We start from the raw sequence: 18,643 nt of genomic DNA on the forward strand, positions 1-18,643 counted from the left end.
CTTTAGGCTTTGGAAGTAATTTTTCTAAACGAGACCACATCTCGTCATCAATGACCATCCGTGACATTCCCTCTCCCCAACCCTCTCCCGCGAAGGGCATCATCATACTATCAAAGCTCCTGTCGTGGGAGAGGGGGTAGATCGAAGTGAAATAGAAAAATTTGTGCTCAATTTAAGATGAAATCTTGGCTAAAAAACTTTAGGGACGTTGCCTAATAGCCAGCACGCTTTTTAGCCTGGCGATGGTTTCCGCATCATGTGGTGTTAAAGGTAAAGTGGCTAATGCAGCCGCTCTATATAATTTTTCCGTGGCAGAACCTTGCAGGGCATGTAAATGTTTGGCAATAGTAGACAGATCGCCGCGCTGCAAAGGGCCGGTGAGTGCTTCCTTGGGTGGGCTTTTCTTTAGATTCGTCAAGCTTATTTGTAATAAATTATGAGTAATTTGCCGGGCGTGTTCTTCGCTAACATCGGATTCAATTAATAACTTAATGGCTGCATCCGCTAAAGTCACCACATAGTTTGAAGCCATGACCGCTGCAGCATGATAAATTGCTTTTTTTTCTGCATGGATGGTAAGGGTTAAGGCGCCCAGGTTTTTAAATAAAATGCTTAAATAAGCAGTGGCCGCTGCATCTCCTTCCATGACGCAATGGCAGTTTTGAAATGCATCTTCCTGCATTTCTTCCGCAAAAGCCCTTAAAGGATGGACGCTGGCCGTATGGCAACCTTGGCGTTGCAAGGGGGCGAGAACGCCGGAACCCAATACCCCGCTGCAATGTACGACCATGCTACCGGCGGGAATAAGCTGCTCTTTTGCGAGTATCTCTGCAATAACTGCGATCGCATCATCCGGGGTGGTTATAAACACGATGCTGGCAGCTGGCATAGCATGAAATTCATCGACGCTCTGTCCGCTCCCCAAATGCTGGATTATTTTTTCACCTTTAGCGAGAGAACGGTTGTAAAGGGTAAGCACGGTATCGGGATGTAGCTTAAGCAAGGCTTTTGCCAGACTTGAACCGAGGCGGCCTGCACCGATAATATTCACATTCATATTGTCTTCCTGCAAGGTTTTCATTTCAATCAATGTTGACGGCTTTTAAAAAAATCCGTAGTGGCTCTGTTTAAATCATCGCGGTAAATCGTATCCGACGCTGCCACGTTCGGGCAAATATAAAGCATATTGGTCAAGGGGTATTGCCAGTTGAAGGGGACAATGGCGCAATACGGAAAAACAGCATGGATGGTATTGAACACGGTTTGTGCATACTCATCATGAAATAACGGGTTGGCAATGATATTAGCTATCATTAATCCTTGCGGGGCAAGGTGCTGCCTTATGGCGGCAAAGTATTCTGCCGTTAATAAAGAAGGTGGAATAGTTGCCTGATGGCTGTATACGTCGGAAATAATTACATCAAAAATTTCGGTTTTTTGCTGCAAGTAACGGCGGGCATCCTGGCCGACAAATTTACCGCGCACTGATGCATTTAAAAAATATTGTTCAGCCAAATCTTTGATGGCAGGGTCAATATCCACATAAGTTACTTTATTATCATGGTTCCCGGCTGCAGTAAGCGTAAAACCGCCAGCGCCAATCACCAGTATTTTTTTATGGCGCAGCTTTAACTCATTAAACAATAAATGGCGAATGTATTCGATGTATGGGAAGGCTTTTTTGTCAGCGGCCAGCAATGAACTGCTGGATTCATTAATCTGAAATAACTTGCCCAATTCGCCCGTGTCAATCACTTTGTAATTCCCATAATTATTGGTGCGTTTAAATTGCGTGCTTTCTACGTTTACATTAAGAAACCAAATAAAAATCAATGCCAGCAAGAAGGGAAGAAGCGATAACATGGTCGAGCCATTGTAAGAGCGCAAACTAACCATCAGTAAAAAAAGCAAGCCGCAATTAATGACAACCGTTAAAGCTACTCCTAAATATTGGAATAAAAGCAAGGAAGTCAGCAAGGCTCCCAAAAACGAGCCTATCGTGCTTAAAAATAACGCTCGCCCGCTGATGTGGCTTATGCGCTGCTGTTGGTTAAACAGGTTCGTGGTGATGGGGATAGTCTGCCCTAGCCAGTAAACGATAGGAGCTAAAACAAACAATAAATAAAGTGACAAGCTAAGTAGAAAGGGTAAGTCTGCCTTATAAATGCTGAAATAATAAAACCCGGCAATGAATACATAGCTCAAGCCTATCCCGATAAATAACATGCTGCAGGCAAAATTACGTTTAAGCTCTTTAAAAAAATCCTGCTGATAGCTGCCGCCGCGCCAATATCCCAATGCTAGAAACAGCAGGAAAACGCCGATGATGATGCTGGTGATCAAGACGCTGCCTCCGTAGAAAGGGAGCAGTTGGCGAATGGTCAGCACTTCAACCGAAATGGTTACAAATCCTTCCAGCAGCAAAATTGTAAATAATATATTGAGCATGTAGTGCCATTCTCATTTTTTTGGCAATCTAGATTCTAGTAAAAAAAGCACTTCCAAGCTATGCAAAATACCGCAATTGAGTAAAGGATGGTTGTAAATCAGCCTGGTAATCTTGGATTTTGGCTCTAAACCGTTCAGCTGCACTGGAAAAAAGTATAAAATGTTTGCATTGTCATACCTAATCCCATTAGTAGGGTTAACAGGCGCATTAGATGAAACGTTCAGCCTTTTTCATTGTATTGGCTATGGTATTTTTAGAGTGGCTGGATTTCAGTCTTTATCTTTATTTAGCCAAAGCTGTCTTTGCAGCAGAGTTTTTCCCTGTTTCCACCCATAGTTTAATGCTCACCTTTGCTTTATTCGCCGCAGCTTATTTAGCCCGCCCATTAGGTGGTTGGCTATTTGGCCGGGAAGCGGATAAAAACGGCCGGCGCAAGCCCATGGTATTTTCTGCAGCATTGATGGGATTGGCTACGCTCGGTATTTGTTTACTGCCGGGGTATGCTAAGTGGGGGGTGGCCGCTACCTGGTGCCTGCTTGTTTTGCGTTTACTGCAAGGATTGGCTTTGGGCGGAGAAGTGAACACATCGGCGATGTTTTTAGTGGAGCATACCCCGCAAAAGCCTTTATATGCAGGCAGTCTGGTAGCCGCAAGTGGTGCGGCTGGAATGTTTACTGGCGGAGCATTGGCCGCGTTCATACAATTTACCGACGTCTCATGGATGTGGCGGATTGTATTTGCATTGGTCGGTGTGCTTTCACTCTGGGTTTGCCGTTTGCGTAAACAATTAAGCGAATCGCCGGAATTTAAAAAAATGTATTCGGCAAAAATTGAACGTGTTTGGCGTTTGCATTGGCGCGGATTGCTTAATATTGCCGCGCTAGGGGCATTTGTAAGCGTAACAGTTTATATATGCAATGTATTTTGGCTGTCTTTTGCAATGGAGCAGCAAGTATGGGATAAAGTCACTTGCGCATGGATAGGTTCGTTTGCGCAGCTTAGTTCTGCGCTGCTTGCGCTACCCATTGCTTTTTTGACTAAACCAGCGCGAGCTCGCCAATTGCTGCGAGGTAGTATGATTTTGCTCGCCTGCGTTGCCCCTGTTTTATTCTGTGCCACAGCTCAAATTATAAAGCCGCTTATCTTGGTTTCCCTGATGGGATATGTGATAGTTAATGGCTTGATTTGTTCGGCGATGTACTATTTTCTTTATCAACAATTACCTGCCGAATATCGCTGCTGGGGTGTTTCTACCATTTGGGCTATGGCCGCCAGCATCGGCGCAGCAAGCTTGCCTTTCGCCGAACATATGGTAAGCAAGGCCGAAATTTACTGGCTTCCAGGAGTTTTAGTCAGTTTCGTTGCCCTAACTGCTTTTTTTGTGCTAAGACTTAATAAAGGATTGGAACCACGTTCTTTTCTTCCGCAGGCTGTACAATCACGCTAACATTGAATTGGAAGCCGCTATTTCGCGGTATGACTTGTAATTTTTTGAATGAATATAATGCTTTCTGATTATTTAAAAACTTTTCCGCAATTCGTTTTGCCCAAACGCGCCCTCACAGCCTTTGCCGGTTGTCTCGCCAATGTAAAAAATCCCGCGGTTAAAAACCAGCTGATCCGGCATTTTATTCGCCGCTTCGCAGTGGACATGACGGAAGCGCGTGAAGAGCGTCCCGAGCAATACGCTTGTTTTAATGATTTCTTTATTCGCCAATTAAAACCGGAATGCAGACCATTGGCTAGCGCCGATATTTTATCGCCTGTAGACGGGTTTATAAGCGAACTCGGGGAAATTAATGCCGGCAAGTTATTGCAAGCCAAGGGTTGGTATTATTCTGTGCAAGAGTTATTGGCGGGTGATGAGCAAAAGAGCAAACAATTTGCGCATGGCCGTTTCGCCACGCTTTATTTATCGCCAAAAGATTACCATCGCGTGCATATGCCGATAGATGCTGTTTTAAAAGAAATGATTTATGTGCCGGGTAAATTATTTTCAGTGCAACCCGCTACGGCGCGCGTTATCCCCAGATTATTTGCGCGCAATGAACGCTTGGTGGTTTATTTTGAAACAAAAATCGGCCCAATGGCGATGGTTCTGGTAGGGGCAACCATTGTTGGCGGCATTGGTACCAGTTGGCATGGCGATATCATGCGCGGGCGTAAGCCAGCCCAGTATGTGTACCCAGAAGAGGGTGAAAATGCATATGCTTTATCGCAAGCCCAGGAAATGGGTTATTTCAAATTGGGCTCAACCGTTATTTTAATGTTTGCCGAAGGGCAATCCATGCAATGGTTAGAACAATTGCATGCCGGAAAACAGATTCGTTTCGGAGAAGCATTTGGCAGAATCAAATAATTGCAGATTTCAGTTTTAAGCGGTATATACTTAAACATAAGCGGGAAGTTAAACCCTGGGAGTTCGAAGTGACCGATTATATTTATAAAGGCTTTAAAATTTCTTATAAAATCGTGGCAACTGAAGTTGATAAAAATCTTTACAAAGCCGATGGCTCTGTAACTTATCTGTTAAATAGAGGCCCTAAAACCTACACTCCTGTAAAATTTCACACCGAATATGAAACTTATAACGGTGCAGAATACGAAATTAAAAAATTACTTGAAAATTACGTCGATTTTGAATTGAAAAGCTTTTATGAGATGAATAAAGAAAAAGCAAGATAAAGCTTACGATTATCTCATGTAAAAAGAGCGTGCAGCAATTTGAAATCCTGATGTAAACAATAAGCGATCCTAGTAATTTTGCTCCTGTTTAGAACTTATCTAATGCAATAAAATTCAGCACACTGGCGCTCATGTTTAAGCAGACGCATAAACATGAGTATATCCAATATGTTTAAACTGTCTGTACTGCGGAGAACACGGCAATACCATATCAAGCACAAATCCAGACTTTCTAAGCCGCCTGTACGGCGGAGAACCAGAAGATTTCAATTGAAACTATGTTTCGAGGTTTCTAAGCCGCCTGTACGGCGGAGAACTTAAATAGTCATGCACTTCCCAGTCTTCATAATTTCTAAGCCGCCTGTACGGCGGAGAACGATGGAAGCCTAGATTTGATAAGATGAATGACTTTCTAAGCCGCCTGTACGGCGGAGAACCAGTGACAATTAATGGCGTAATCTCTATCACTTTTCTAAGCCGCCTGTACGGCGGAGAACGGCGTGAGTTGGATATTTGCTGGAGCGTTTTCTTTCTAAGCCGCCTGTACGGCGGAGAACGAGCTGAACGATCTTGTCTATGGACATCAAGATTTCTAAGCCGCCTGTACGGCGGAGAACTTAGCTGCTAGTGAGTATAATGCGACCCCTATTTTCTAAGCCGCCTGTACGGCGGAGAACTGGATATTTAAAAACATTTGATTCCGGCACTGTTTCTAAGCCGCCTGTACGGCGGAGAACCTGTGTCGGCTTTTCCGACTGTTGGGCTGTATTTTCTAAGCCGCCTGTACGGCGGAGAACACCTCTTAGTATGGGATGTCGTCATCTTCATCTTTTCTAAGCCGCCTGTACGGCGGAGAACTTTTGGAATAATCGTATCGACCAGAATATCACTTTCTAAGCCGCCTGTACGGCGGAGAACTAGGACATATACAATGTAATGCCATGTTCTTATTTCTAAGCCGCCTGTACGGCGGAGAACGTGTACTTAGCAAACTTTTCTCAACAGGCAATTTTCTAAGCCGCCTGTACGGCGGAGAACCAGGGGGATGTCATGTTTAGGTACTTATCTCTTTTCTAAGCCGCCTGTACGGCGGAGAACTTACTATGTGGGGGGGAAACTAGCTGCTCAATTTTCTAAGCCGCCTGTACGGCGGAGAACACCCAATGAGGGGGGACTTAATCCATTAAACCTTTCTAAGCCGCCTGTACGGCGGAGAACGTCTTCAGCTCTATCACAAGCCATCACACCTGTTTCTAAGCCGCCTGTACGGCGGAGAACTCCAGGACACGTTCGTATTCACTGGCCTAAATTTTCTAAGCCGCCTGTACGGCGGAGAACTTCTCTGTGGAAACATATCGAAGACATCGGGATTTCTAAGCCGCCTGTACGGCGGAGAACGCTTGCACGCAGGCAGAAAGTCCGCTCCTTCTTTTCTAAGCCGCCTGTACGGCGGAGAACAAATTGCAAGAAAGGATAGGCGACCAATGTGGTTTCTAAGCCGCCTGTACGGCGGAGAACTTTATATTTATATCGTAACTCTCCATATCCATTTTCTAAGCCGCCTGTACGGCGGAGAACTCTTTAGTGCCTTTGTCGTAAGAAGACAGACTTTTCTAAGCCGCCTGTACGGCGGAGAACTACTTGAAAGATAAACTAAAACAATTTAGTAATTTCTAAGCCGCCTGTACGGCGGAGAACAGTTTTATTTTAGAAAGAAAAAATTAATTTTCAAAAGGATAAATAAGATTAAGTTATTTAACCCTAATTTTATTGAAATATAAAATTATATAAAAAACAGAATGTTATATATCAGGGCAAAAAAAGGGGTCAAAACCAGGGAATAGTTGCATGAGCGCTTAATCCATATTGGTTAAATTTCCCTATTACTGCGACCTCCTTAAAGTCACTGTGGTGAATAAATAACTTGAAATTTTGGCCGGTGGATTGGCTCGTTAATAATAAAAAAGGCAAGTTAATTTTAAATGGTTCTCTTTGATGAATGGTGAGTTGCGCTTCCTGTTCAGTGAGCCAGCCCTTTTTGACTGAGCGCCTGCGTAGTTGCTCTGCGCTTTTTTTCTGATGCACCCGCGAAACTGTACGGTACTGAACATTACTGGGCACAGGTCGAACCATACTGATAACCGTATAATCCTTCATGCCTTTCATCCAGTGTGCTTGCATTAGGTTTTCAAGAGCAATAGATTCTCCGTGTAATCTTAAACAATCGCCAAGAACATTTGTTACATGCGGAAAACTGACACCAATTGAATGCGAATTTAACTTAACCAGATGGCGGTGCAGTTTATTAAAAAGGGCATTCATCAGTATGCTTTCGGAAAACTCCGGATCGGGTTGTAGGGTAATGTCGAGATAGTGATTCATGGTTGCCTCTCCTTACTCAGATTTTTCACCATACACCCCCCCTCTGATAAGACATGCTATAACGAAGTGTTGTTCGTCTTCTGTCGGTACTTTATTTTTCACGACCCAACCATCAAAAAGCGTATAAAAATCTTTCTTTTCCTTAGGCTGACGGTAAGCTATGCCACGATTAGTTACTGCACCGAAAGGCTCGATGGCAATCGGGCCTAGCGAATTATCATCTGCATACCAAGTGTCAATGGTGCGCAGTGCATTGCCAATTTTTTGTGAATGCAAGCCGGCAGTGCCATTAACCTGGTAAAGGATTTTACTTTTCTCCCCTTTTCTATTGCTTTTATCGAGAATCAATTCCTGTGAAGGGAATATTTCCTGGCCGTGCCCCAGTAATGCATATGCATCTATATTGAAAAAAACAAATGCGTCGCTCTGCAATCCTTTTTGTATGACTGCAGCTAATTCTTCCAACTCAGGATTAGTATAAGCAAAGTTGCGCAGGGCAACGCTGTGCGCATCAAACACCCAAGTTTTTGCAGGTCTTTGTTCTAGCATTTGCGTGACGTGAACTTCAATCTTTTCAGCTTCAAAGCGATTGCGCCACAAGTAGCGGCCATTGGCAAGGTTATGTGCGTACCGCTTGGCAAGCTCTTTAAACTGATAGGTTTGTGCGTAGTTTGTAATCACTTGTTGCAGTACCTTAAGGTATTCAGGATTATCACAGGTCGATGGTTCGGGGAGGTTGCCTAACACGCGAAGGCTAAAGCTAAGTTTTAGCGTATCCGCATCAAAGGGCAAGGATGCGACATCTACACGCTGCAAATTAGGCTTTCGAATCTCAGCATCCAATTTTGCAGGATCGTTACTGATAGCATTTTTTTGCCGGTTTGAAATTGTACCGCGAATGGCTTTTTCAGTTACAGGAATAGGTTTCCACTTGGCAAGGTTGTGACGATCTGTCCAATTTCCGCTATACAGCAAGCCGTCTGAATTGGCTAATTTGCGTTCAAATGACAATACACTTGCTGTTTTAATGTGTTCCTGATTCACTTTGATCTCCTAATGTTTCGATTCGTTCAAAATCATTGCGGCACAGATACCAGTCTGGGCTGTATTCATATCGCCAGAATAACGAATTAAGCGTCTCTACCCGATGCGGGCTTATCCACTCCCCTATGGTATGCACGGGTTCTACAAACTGGAAAGGGATTTCGTGATTACGGGCTTTAGCAACTTTTTGCTTTTCATATAAAGGGGAAATCGCTCGAAATCCATTGCAGAGGGGCACAAACCATCCTGGCTGCCTGGGGATAAGGTGCCAGCTGTTTTCTTCATCAATATGGCATTCATAGTTCAGGGCAAAAAAATCCAGCCAAGCATCAACTATTGTAGTTTGTTCAGCTAGGTTTTTCATGTCTTGCCAGTGTTTTTCAAGAAGAGCGGCGCGCTCTACTAAGACAAAACCAGGTAATAATTGATATCTAAGGCGACGCTTTTGTTTTTGAGCTTTTATTGGGTCTTCGTCAAGTTCAATAAATCGAACACGGCCTTTGGTAATTAGCCCGCCGGCTAATTTCAGCATGGATATTTTTTGGTGAATATACATTGGAAAAAGCGTTTCTGCTTCAGCATTCATTGCTTTATCCAGATCATCATAAGTAAAAGAGCAGGGCATCAGTAGTGAAATGGTAAGATGCATGCGTCCTTCTTCGTTAAAAGAAGCCGTTTTTGCCTCCTTGGTTAACGGATTGCGTGTCAGGGCAAAATTTTGATCGTTCCAGCCATTTATGGACAGGCAATGTACCTGATGGTTGTGGCAAATAATGGCGCTCTCATTTAGTGTTAAATCAAAATCTTTTTGTAATTGCCTGGATAATGCGTGTGTAAACCCTAAAAAACTGCTGACGGCCGGGAAACCATAAGTCAATCCTGCAATTGCATTTGCATTTTCAACTTCAATTTTTTCAATAAGCAGCAATGATTTCATCTCGTTAAATCCTCTAAAGCATCATTAAGCAGGTTTAATTTGCGCTTTAATTCTATAGCCCAGGCAGCATGTTCTTCGTCTTTAAATTTCAGTTGTTCATGCGTTAACCGCTCTAGTTTATGGTTTAACCAATTTGCAAAATTATAAATAATTTTTTCTTTCCAGTTTTCTTGCTCGCGTTGTGCCTGGAAATTAGGGTCGTCAAAGTAGGGGTCAAGCCAGAATTTTTCCTCTTTTGTAAGGGATGAATCCATGCTCCAACCAGCAGGCTTTGTTTGGATAATAGTTGCAGCGCAATGTAAAAAAATATCGATGATTTCATCGACCAAAGCACCGCGAGACTTGCGGATTGCAAAATTACTATTTTTATTTTTGACCTGCTCAAGTAGTGACTTGAGGCGAATTAGGGCTGGGTAAACTTGTTTTTCAAACAGCCGCATAAAAGAGCCTCGTCTGGTAAGAGGTGGTAAAGTTTGACTTTGCCAGGTTGGCGGTTCTGCATTTAACAAATATATTTCGCCATTACGGCGGGCGTTAAACAACGAAACATTTTGCGGATTGCCGCCGCCAAAACGTTGATGTGCGAGCTTAACGTATTTTTTTATTTTTTCAGTTGTAAACATGTGGTGACGCTTTGCTTCATATAACTGTTTTGCCTTGTCACTGTAACGTGCATTGTCAATAGTCTCATATAGATGTTGAGCCAATGAAGTGGGAAACAAGGGGCTTATTAAATGGTAGTTTGGGCGCTCATTCACTGGAAAATAGAGTTGTTTTGCAAGCGGGTGGGTTGAAAGCGCTTCATTCTTTAAGGCTTTTTGAAACCCCTGCATTAAGTCCGTAAGTTGCTTCTCGTTTTCCACAAAGGGCTTGAATGGGGTAGAGTCATGGTTAGCGAGGCACAAGTGTAGGCTTTGACCATTGGCTTGTAAGGTTAAAAAAGCTGCTACATCCATGTGAGCAGCATTACTTATTGCATCAAGTCCAATATGCTCCAAAGATATGCTGGTTAAATAACCCGGGTAGCTGCCAATGGCCGGGTAAAGAAGAGCATTGATGTTAGTTCCTTTGGCACAGCTATTAATATATTTTACCGAATGGGTAATAAGTGTGACGTGTTTTGCCCGTTGCGCAGCCTCCATGAGCCAATTGGCAGGCTGGTATTCCTCACGTAATTTAGCCTCATCTTCATGCAATGCTGCGAGAGCGGTATTATCCGACGCATGGAGCGCTTTTTGCCGCTTTTTTTGCAGCTTATCAAGTTTGGTATTTAGTCGGGAGGTAATAAATTGAATTATGGCTTCTGCAAAAGTCGCTGTCATCTTCTATTCCCTGTTAGATAACTTTATATTCAGTACAAGCGTAAGTGAGCAACCAGCCCTAAGGGTTATTAATTATTTTCATTCATCAAAATTTCTGTAGATCCCCAATAAAGGATGATATGTCCAAATTTTTAAACCGGATTCATCTTTTGGCAATTGCAGGAAGCCAAAATTTCTGCAAGCATGGGCAATTGTAACTTCATTCTTTATTGCCAGTGAAATTATTCCCGTTTCATAGCCGATGTTTACTAAAGAATGAATATTATGAGCCGGCTCCCATTCACTGCGTTGGAATAATTTATCTTGTTTAATGGGTGTTTGACTATAAAAATTATCAAATTGGCAAAATTTTGCTTGCTCACCTTCTTCTTCAAAATACAAAACGAAATCTTCCTGTGGGTAAGATTTCCTGAAGGGTGTTTTATATTGAAGTTGCGCCGTCCAGGTAGGATTTTCTTTCCACCATAAACTTGCATGAATTCTGTATTGGCAGTCACCAAAAAGACGCGCTGCAGTATGAGCATGTTCTAAATCCACGAGATTGTTTTGGGGATCTAATGGTTTGGCGTAATTTATTCGGCTTGTTGCATCCAGTTTTTGGTACTGATTTTTATGAAGGATGTTACCTAAGTCGTGTGATAGCAATGGAAAATGCTCCGTTTCGAACCCAGGTTTTGTATATGCAATTTTTTTGCCCTGCAAGGCTTTAAAATTTTGCGTCAAAATGTAGAAATTTTCGTTTGCAGGTTTTAATTGGCGGTGCCGTTGTACCCGGCCGGCGAGTTGAATTAATGAACGCATGGAGCTTGGTTCCGCAATAGCCCAATCATAATCATGATCACGTCCTACCTCAGCCACTGGTGTTGCCAAAACAATAAATACATGGTGTGTTTCAGTGTATTTCTTAAATGCTTCCTGAATATATGGGTGGGTCCACAATTGTTCAGGGCGGTGACGAATAAGCAGGCTATCCAGTCGATTCTCAATTTCGGAGCGTATCAACAAGGGAAACTGACTATGATAGATACAAAAATGCAAATGATATTCTTTAGCAAAAGGCCGCGATAAAAGAAATTTTGCAACTGCAACCAGCTTATTAATATTTGCCATGCGTATGATCCCAAAGGAGACGGTTCTTCCTGAAGGGTGTTTTTGATGATGGTAGCCGTGCAGTGTTTTTATTGATTCAACTATAACACTGCTAAAGGTTTCTGCTATAAGGGGTGCTTTTCTGTCCGCACAAGAAATTGGAACAAGTTTGCCGATGCGCAAGGGGGGGTGCTTAGAAAGCTTAGAAATGCGTTTGGCAACAAATTGTGTATGAGCTTGCTCAAAAGCAGTGCTATCGTGAGGATTGCTCTGGCTTACTCCAAATTCATCAAACCACGCGCAGTAAATGGGAGCTTCTGCTTCTACATCGCGGCAGGCTCGGTTGAATTGGCAACGACCATACCTATATGCCTCAAATAAGCTTTTGACTAAATCTGGAGGTAAGGTTGCTGATGATAGTAATACTCTTGCACCCAGCATACCGGCCCAGTTAACAAGGCGGGTAAGCGCTGGTAAGTCATCCAGATTGAAATCATCCGGTTCATCAAGAACCAAGTCGGCAGTGAGCAGCCGCATCATCGGGGCAATTTGCTTGCCTCCGCGCTCACCCTCTGTGGCCGGTATTAAGTGGTCAATTGTACTGACTAAAACGGGCGCACTCACCAGTTTATGCAGCTTGGGGCTTCGGCCAAGCCAAGCGCTTAGTAAGCTATCATCAAGCATACCTTCGTAGTGTATGTATTGTTCTTCTTCATCAAAAGCGGATAATGATTCTGAGCCATATACTGCAAGCTCTGATGCGGATTGCATAGTAGCATCATTTCTTTTATTTTGATCATAAAGTTCGCGTACCGCTTGTGAGCCTATCAGCACAGCTAAATCATCATCGCTAAGATGTAATAACTCTCTTAATGCGTCTCCTGTCTGCAAGGTTAAAGTTCTTAACCCTATCGCAACGCTGAAGCGGCATCCTTTTTTTTCATTTGCCAACCCGTACATGATTCTCGCGTTTCCAAATGTTTTTCCACTGCCAGTTGAAGCCATATTTACGCCGAAAAAACCTTGCTCAAAGCTACGCTCTGAAATGGAGCGCGCTAAATCATGCGCTTTGTTTTGCCAATCGAAGCGCTTTTGTGGCGTGCGTTTTGTGAATCCTTTGTGGCGGGTAATGGCGGGAAGAGTGCGAATAAAGTGAGGAAGGCGGCGTGCGATTAAATAGGCATAATGCCCTACACCGACGTTATGCTCATCTAATTTTTGTTTAAGTTGTCCTGTTTTTCTATCGGTATTTGCATATGACTTGTAATTTTTATCCTGCCATTGTGTGTTGACATCGGAAGCAGAGTAGCAATGGTCTGCAAGCATAAGTACCATACGGGATATATGGCTTGAAAATCTGTCTTGCAGCCAGTCAAAAGTTGGCAAGTCAATATTTTTTAAAGCTTTTTTCCCTAAACTATTCGCTTTTTTACACCAAGTGTGGCTTCCTAGCGGAGTGTTTTCAGGAAAAGTCCACACGTTTAGCCATTCATCATCGCTCCACAGCATGTTAGCTTGGATGGAATTCGCTGTTGCATTAACAAGTTTGTGGTTAAGCCACGTTGCAATGCAGTCAAAGCGCAGTGCTCGCCCGCTTTCATGGTCGCTTTGCTGTTGTAACAGGCGGTGATGAGAAACAATCAACCACCCCACAACTTGGGCTAAAATGGGTAGGCCTTTAAACAGATTGGTGCACTTCGCTTCCTGGGTTAGAGATGAAAATAAATCAAGTAGTATTTTTTCCTTTCCCGGTTTGAAGCTTGCAAGTTTCTCAAGCCACTGCTTGTCCGTTAAATCCTCTACAAAGCATTTAAAAATAACTAATGAAACCCATTCATGCCTTACTGGTTCCTGTGTGATTTTTTGGGTTCTTAGCTTTTGTTGAAATAAAAAATTTGCTTTGCCTACATCATGAAACAAGCCGGCGATACCGGCGAGTATCGCGATTATATCGGCTGTATGCCAACTGTTTTCATCTTTGCTGCGCAATACGTCTCGTGAAGTGTAATTCGTGGGTATGGTGCCGTCTGAGTTAAATTTTTCAAGATTGCCAACAATCCAGAGCAGCTCTGAATAATTCGCTTTTTTTAACCAATGGCAGGCCACAGCCGTATTACGCCTTGCCGTTTTTTTGAGCAATTTTCGTATAGTCAGCAAGCCTTCCTGAGTGATATTGGTTTGCCAGGTACGTATGCCCTTTCTTTCTGCAAATTGATCAAGGATGCGGCTTGTTTCTTTTAGTGCGTTTTTGCTGCATTGTGAAATAATCAGCACATTCATTCGTTAACCTTCATAACGAATCACAAGTTTGCTTAAGCCCTTCTATCATCACATCCATCGCTCTAAACTGGTTAAATTGAACAATGCAACGGTTACGGAATTCTTGGGCAGTGTCCCCTGCCATAGCTGCAATAAAAGCACACGGCAGAACCATCGCATCCTTAATTAAATCTGCCACATCAAATATCAGTCCTCCGCGTCTGGTTTTGCCATGCAATACAGCCAATGCATGAGGCAGGCCCATTACCCACGTTGCAGTGGCTGCCAACCCATAAGCGAGATAATTGCCGTGATCAAGAAACCGATTAGCCAGGTCGAAACCTTGACCATTTTTTTCACGCCGAAAATATCCATATCCTACTGCGCTGGCTGCCAACCTATACAGGGTTTTTGTTAATTTTGCCTCCAATGCTAAAAGCTGATTCGATGTCTCGCAGCGCGTCAGTTCGGCAGAAGTCAAATCCAAAAGCGCGTGAAGTGTGTTTATGTCTATTTTAAAAGCCGCGTCCCTGTTAAGTGCGTATTTTGGCCAAATATTTTTTATTTGCTGAAGCCGAATGGTTTGAAATTGTTTTGCAGCAAACGTGCGTTTAGTATCGTCAAACCAAAACCCCACCCATTTTTGCAGATATTCGGTAGGTCGATACTCACTTTGCGGTGATATCCAGGAAAATGTAACTTCAAACTCATTACCGGAAAACAATGGAGAGCCGTCACCACCACAAAATCCTACCATTACACCTGCTTTTGCAAATTCCCGCATTGCGGCTTGAGTGACGGAAGTGCCTGTACCCAATAAAATAAATGTTGTATTGGCAATAGGTATATTCCAATAAAGTGAGCGCTTCCCTTCTTCTGTGAGATATTCAACGCGTCCGCCATTAACCAAGATTCTACAGTGTTCCAAATAGTATAAATTGGCACGCTTTGAGTGCAGAATGGTTTTTAGATCAGAGGGCGTCAGGTTGTCCATAACCGGAGTGAAGAAATTTTATATTAATTATAATGAAAAAGTGCTTATTTGAAAATTTAATTGAAAAATATCTAAAATTTTACAGATTAAGAAAAGGACATGGTATTTTTTGCTGATTTGATGCTTTGCTTGAGTTTCTCTCTTATAAAGGTTTGAAGCTCTGGCAATAAATCCTGAAAACGAGTCGACTTACCACAGCAATTTCTATATTTCTTTTTACTTCCACATGGGCACTTACGGTGAGGTCTGACTTTAGTTTTAATCATAAAAAATAAACCCAATAAACCCGCTGGAAACCCTGCGATCGGGGGATTTTTAAATTTTTGTTTAAAATCAAGAAGTTATATGGGGCGGCGGCTATTTAATTGATCATGTAAGCCATTGTTTAAATTAATATTAATAACCTATGTTTTTGCGGTTATCCCCAAAGTTGCCCTTGGTTATCTTTTATAAACGAGTTGATCCTATTATTCAGCATCACTATAAAGATTGTTTTTAGGTAGCCTTCCTATTTTTTTCTTAAACATGCTTTATTGTAAATATCAGCTTTTTCCTCATTAGAAATATCTAAGTGTTAATAGAGCTTCTTCGAATCTGAGGATGCTGGAAAGTCGCGAGAAAACTCGGTAATCTGAATGACGAAATAGTCTATCTCGGTGGCTGTACTACCGCACTGTTTATAACTGAACCTCTCTCATTGGATGTCAGGTCAACATTGGATGTTGATTGCATTATTGATGTCATTTCCTTAGTCTAATATCAGAAATTTGAAAAGCAATTAAAAGAAAAAGGCTTTTATCGCTCGATGAATGATGATGTGATTTGCCGCTGGCATTTTGATGAGATTATACTCGATGTAATGCCTACGGATGAAAAAATTTTAGGCTGGGGTAACTATTGGTATAAAGAGGCAATTAACCATGCTATTAGCCATCAAATTACAGAAGATTTATGCATTAAGTCCGTTACTGCCCCATATTTTTTAGCCACCAAAATTGAAGCATTCAAATCAAGAGGCAACAATGATTTTCTTGGCAGCCATGATTTTGAAGACATTATCACAGTGATTGCTGGTTGTGTTGATATTGGGAAAGAGGTACAGGCTTCAAATGGCAATTTAAAGAAGCATTTACAATTGGTATTCAGTGAATTATTAGAAAATGACCCATTTATACAGTCATGCCTGGTCATGTGAGTGACGGACCTGTCACAATGCAGCGAGTTCAAACTGTGATAGAGAGAATCAAAGAAATTATTGCTTAAGAAATGAGTAGATAAATGAAACTAGCATGGTTAACTGATATACATCTTAATTTTCTGGACATTGAGTCCCGTAAAAAATTTACGAGGAAATTTCCGCGACTAAATGCGATGCGCTTTTAATTAGTGGAGATATAGCTGAAGCTCCTTGTGTCGTTGAACTCATGAATGAAATGGCTAAACAAATTAAAAAGCCGATTTATTTTGTTGTTGGTAACCACGATTATTATAAAGGAACCATTTGTGATGTCCGTAATGCATTAACAATCTTAAGCAAAGAAAATGATCTTTTATTCTGGTTACCTGCCACTGGAATACAAGTGCTGGCAAATAATACTATTTTATTAGGACAAGACGGTTGGGCGGCTAGGTGACTATCAAAATAGCCCTATATCATTAAACGATAGCCGAATGATTACTGATTTATTTCAAGAAAAGCTTCTTGGTAAATACCAGTTGTTGCAAAAAGAAGTCTATATGATGCAATATAAATCAAGGTATTACGTACTGATTTGAATCATTGCGAACTGTTAAAACTCATCAATATGGTACCGAGAAGAGGACTCGAACCTCCACGGGGTTGCCCCCACTAGCACCTGAAGCTAGCGTGTCTACCAATTCCACCACCTCGGCAATCGACCGCTAAGGTACTCAAGAATATAAGCAGTGTCAATCGTTATTTCCATATTGTAGCAAAAATATTGCAGCAAGTTAGTGTCGTGATTCAGGTATAAATTTTTTGCATTTTATTAGGCGACGATTAGAATGGTTTTTATTTTTGGATGGTGGCTATGGCAGTTCTTACCGGGTTGGAAAAATCTTTGGATGCGTGTTTTGCTTTATGGCCGCGGACGAAACCCTCGGCAGCACAAGCGCATGCTGCCCGCCTCATCGCGCACCGCGGTGCGTATGATGCAAGGCGGGTTGAAAATACCCATGGTGCTTTCGAACATGCCTTGCAGTTGGGCTGTTGGGGCATAGAATTGGATGTGCATGCTTGTAAGGATGAAATCCTCATTGTAAACCATGATCCAACTCTGCAGCGCCTATGGCGGCAACAGGGTGTTATTGCTGAATATACATGCACAGAGCTTCGTGCTTTGGCTCCTGATATCCCAACGTTAGAGGAAGTGGTGGCAAGATATGGCAAGCGCATGCACCTTTTTATTGAACTTAAAAACCCATTTACGGCGTTTGCAGCCTTGGCCAAAACACTGGCACCCTTAACTGCGGGCACGGATTATCACTTACTCAGCCTTGAAAAGGAATTATTGCCGCGATTGACGCAATTCCCAAAAGAAAGCCTCTTGCTGGTTCCTGTGCATAACAATGTCAAACAATTTTGTGATTTAAGTTTAAGGCAAGGTTATGGCGGTGTGCTGGGGCATTATTTTTTACTTAAGGATTCCCAGATTGCCAATTTAAATAAAGCGGGGCAAATCGCCGGGGTTGGATTTGTCAATTCAAAATTTAGCTTGTACCGTGAACTTAATCGTGGTTTACGTTATTTGTTCACCAATAAGGCGGAAGAAGTCAGCCATTATCTACACGAGTTAATTTAAGCTATAAACGAAACATCACTTTTTCATTGACAAGCGGTTTAATGGTAACTGGGGGCGAAGCCATGAGCCAGTGCAAGATATTTTCCCCTTCCCATAGTAAGGCCTTATTTTTTAAAGAAAGGAAAAAGGCTATGTCGGTTTGTTCAAATTCAGTCTTTTGCCATTCCGGAATACCATACACACGCCAGTTTTTTTGTGCTCCTGCAGGTGGCGCCAGCACGATCGATTCATAATTTGGATTAAAGGGAATATAAGCAATGATTTCCTGTTGCAACAAGTTGTGCAAGTGCAGCAGCATGGGGTGGGTAAATTCATATAAATTTTTTTGTTTATTGACATCAGAGATTAAAAAAATGAGAGTGCGTGTGTTTCCGGACAAGCCATGTTTTAGTAACAATGCTGCCAATGTTTGCGGTTCGAAATAAGTTAGAAATTTATCATCAGCATCTACATCAACAAAAATCAACGGCTCGGCATCATTCAAGCTCGTTTCCGTTAACTGATCGGCCAAAATTATTTCTGTATTAATAAATTGCACAAGGCTATTCGCTGCTTGTTTATTGTCTGTACTTGGGCTTAGTAATAAAAGCATATTTACCCCTCAATTTTCTAATGAGTATAGCGCAAAACCATAATGTTTAATTGCTACTATAATAACAA

At 42.2% G+C, this 18,643-nt stretch carries 15 protein-coding genes, 1 tRNA gene and 1 CRISPR repeat array; of the genes, 6 read left to right on the forward strand and 10 right to left on the reverse strand.

What is annotated here, in order from left to right; genetic code table 11:
- Positions 1 to 199: 199 nt before the first annotated feature.
- Complete coding sequence (locus ELY11_RS06785; protein ID WP_127032752.1) at positions 200 to 1,081, reverse strand: Rossmann-like and DUF2520 domain-containing protein; 882 nt, start codon at positions 1,079 to 1,081, stop codon at positions 200 to 202.
- A 5-nt stretch (positions 1,082 to 1,086) separates the two neighbouring features.
- Positions 1,087 to 2,448: a fused MFS/spermidine synthase gene (locus tag ELY11_RS06790; RefSeq protein ID WP_127032753.1), complete on the reverse strand. Its 1,362-nt coding sequence runs from the start codon at positions 2,446 to 2,448 to the stop codon at positions 1,087 to 1,089.
- A 212-nt stretch (positions 2,449 to 2,660) separates the two neighbouring features.
- Between ELY11_RS06790 and ELY11_RS06795 the strand changes: the two genes are divergently transcribed.
- The 3 genes from ELY11_RS06795 to ELY11_RS06805 all read left to right on the forward strand — a co-directional run bounded on the left by ELY11_RS06795 (position 2,661) and on the right by ELY11_RS06805 (position 5,134).
- Positions 2,661 to 3,896: an MFS transporter gene (locus ELY11_RS06795; protein WP_127032754.1), complete on the forward strand. Its 1,236-nt coding sequence runs from the start codon at positions 2,661 to 2,663 to the stop codon at positions 3,894 to 3,896.
- A 57-nt stretch (positions 3,897 to 3,953) separates the two neighbouring features.
- Complete coding sequence (gene asd, locus ELY11_RS06800) at positions 3,954 to 4,808, forward strand: archaetidylserine decarboxylase (protein WP_126954494.1); 855 nt, start codon at positions 3,954 to 3,956, stop codon at positions 4,806 to 4,808.
- Positions 4,809 to 4,876: 68 nt separating this feature from the next.
- Positions 4,877 to 5,134 carry a hypothetical protein gene (locus tag ELY11_RS06805; protein ID WP_126954493.1) on the forward strand — a complete coding sequence of 86 codons (258 nt, stop codon included), beginning with the start codon at positions 4,877 to 4,879 and terminating at the stop codon, positions 5,132 to 5,134.
- Between the two features lie 229 nt (positions 5,135 to 5,363).
- Positions 5,364 to 6,832: direct repeats of the CRISPR family, unit length 28 nt; unit sequence TTTCTAAGCCGCCTGTACGGCGGAGAAC.
- A 129-nt stretch (positions 6,833 to 6,961) separates the two neighbouring features.
- Here the strand turns inward: ELY11_RS06805 and cas6f are convergent.
- The 6 genes from cas6f to cas1f all read right to left on the reverse strand — a co-directional run bounded on the left by cas6f (position 6,962) and on the right by cas1f (position 15,161).
- The gene (gene cas6f, locus ELY11_RS06810; protein ID WP_127032755.1) at positions 6,962 to 7,516 is read right to left on the reverse strand and encodes a type I-F CRISPR-associated endoribonuclease Cas6/Csy4; all 555 of its coding nucleotides are present in this window, start codon (positions 7,514 to 7,516) and stop codon (positions 6,962 to 6,964) included.
- A 12-nt stretch (positions 7,517 to 7,528) separates the two neighbouring features.
- Positions 7,529 to 8,560 carry a type I-F CRISPR-associated protein Csy3 gene (csy3, locus tag ELY11_RS06815; RefSeq protein ID WP_127032756.1) on the reverse strand — a complete coding sequence of 344 codons (1,032 nt, stop codon included), beginning with the start codon at positions 8,558 to 8,560 and terminating at the stop codon, positions 7,529 to 7,531.
- Positions 8,541 to 9,497, reverse strand: coding sequence for a type I-F CRISPR-associated protein Csy2 (csy2, locus tag ELY11_RS06820; protein ID WP_127032757.1), 957 nt, complete (start codon positions 9,495 to 9,497; stop codon positions 8,541 to 8,543). Before csy2 ends, csy3 begins: the two co-directional genes overlap by 20 nt.
- Entirely contained in the window at positions 9,494 to 10,819 is a 1,326-nt protein-coding gene (gene csy1, locus ELY11_RS06825) for a type I-F CRISPR-associated protein Csy1 (protein WP_127032758.1), read from the reverse strand. The genes csy2 and csy1 overlap by 4 nt, the downstream gene beginning before the upstream one ends.
- Positions 10,820 to 10,897: 78 nt before the next feature.
- Positions 10,898 to 14,188: a type I-F CRISPR-associated helicase Cas3f gene (gene cas3f / locus ELY11_RS06830; protein ID WP_127032759.1), complete on the reverse strand. Its 3,291-nt coding sequence runs from the start codon at positions 14,186 to 14,188 to the stop codon at positions 10,898 to 10,900.
- A 10-nt stretch (positions 14,189 to 14,198) separates the two neighbouring features.
- Positions 14,199 to 15,161, reverse strand: coding sequence for a type I-F CRISPR-associated endonuclease Cas1f (cas1f, locus tag ELY11_RS06835; RefSeq protein ID WP_127032760.1), 963 nt, complete (start codon positions 15,159 to 15,161; stop codon positions 14,199 to 14,201).
- 805 nt (positions 15,162 to 15,966) lie between these two features.
- Here cas1f and ELY11_RS12590 point away from each other — a divergent pair.
- Together ELY11_RS12590 and ELY11_RS12595 are read left to right on the forward strand one after the other, a co-directional pair.
- The gene (locus ELY11_RS12590) at positions 15,967 to 16,356 is read left to right on the forward strand and encodes a hypothetical protein (RefSeq protein ID WP_233579721.1); all 390 of its coding nucleotides are present in this window, start codon (positions 15,967 to 15,969) and stop codon (positions 16,354 to 16,356) included.
- Positions 16,357 to 16,555: 199 nt separating this feature from the next.
- Positions 16,556 to 16,795 carry a hypothetical protein gene (locus ELY11_RS12595; protein ID WP_233579723.1) on the forward strand — a complete coding sequence of 80 codons (240 nt, stop codon included), beginning with the start codon at positions 16,556 to 16,558 and terminating at the stop codon, positions 16,793 to 16,795.
- A gap of 172 nt (positions 16,796 to 16,967) precedes the next feature.
- Here the strand turns inward: ELY11_RS12595 and ELY11_RS06850 are convergent.
- A tRNA-Leu gene (locus tag ELY11_RS06850) sits at positions 16,968 to 17,054 on the reverse strand.
- Between the two features lie 158 nt (positions 17,055 to 17,212).
- On the opposite strand from ELY11_RS06850, the gene ELY11_RS06855 reads away from it, so the two are divergent.
- A complete protein-coding gene (locus ELY11_RS06855) occupies positions 17,213 to 17,983 on the forward strand; it encodes a glycerophosphodiester phosphodiesterase (RefSeq protein ID WP_127032761.1) in 771 nt (256 codons plus the stop codon).
- Position 17,984: 1 nt separating this feature from the next.
- On the opposite strand, the gene ELY11_RS06860 is transcribed toward ELY11_RS06855, so the two are convergent.
- The gene (locus tag ELY11_RS06860; protein WP_127032762.1) at positions 17,985 to 18,575 is read right to left on the reverse strand and encodes a hypothetical protein; all 591 of its coding nucleotides are present in this window, start codon (positions 18,573 to 18,575) and stop codon (positions 17,985 to 17,987) included.
- Between the last annotated feature and the right edge of the window lie 68 nt (positions 18,576 to 18,643).

The organism is Legionella septentrionalis (genome assembly GCF_003989745.1).
GTDB classification, from domain to species: domain Bacteria; phylum Pseudomonadota; class Gammaproteobacteria; order Legionellales; family Legionellaceae; genus Legionella_A; species Legionella_A septentrionalis.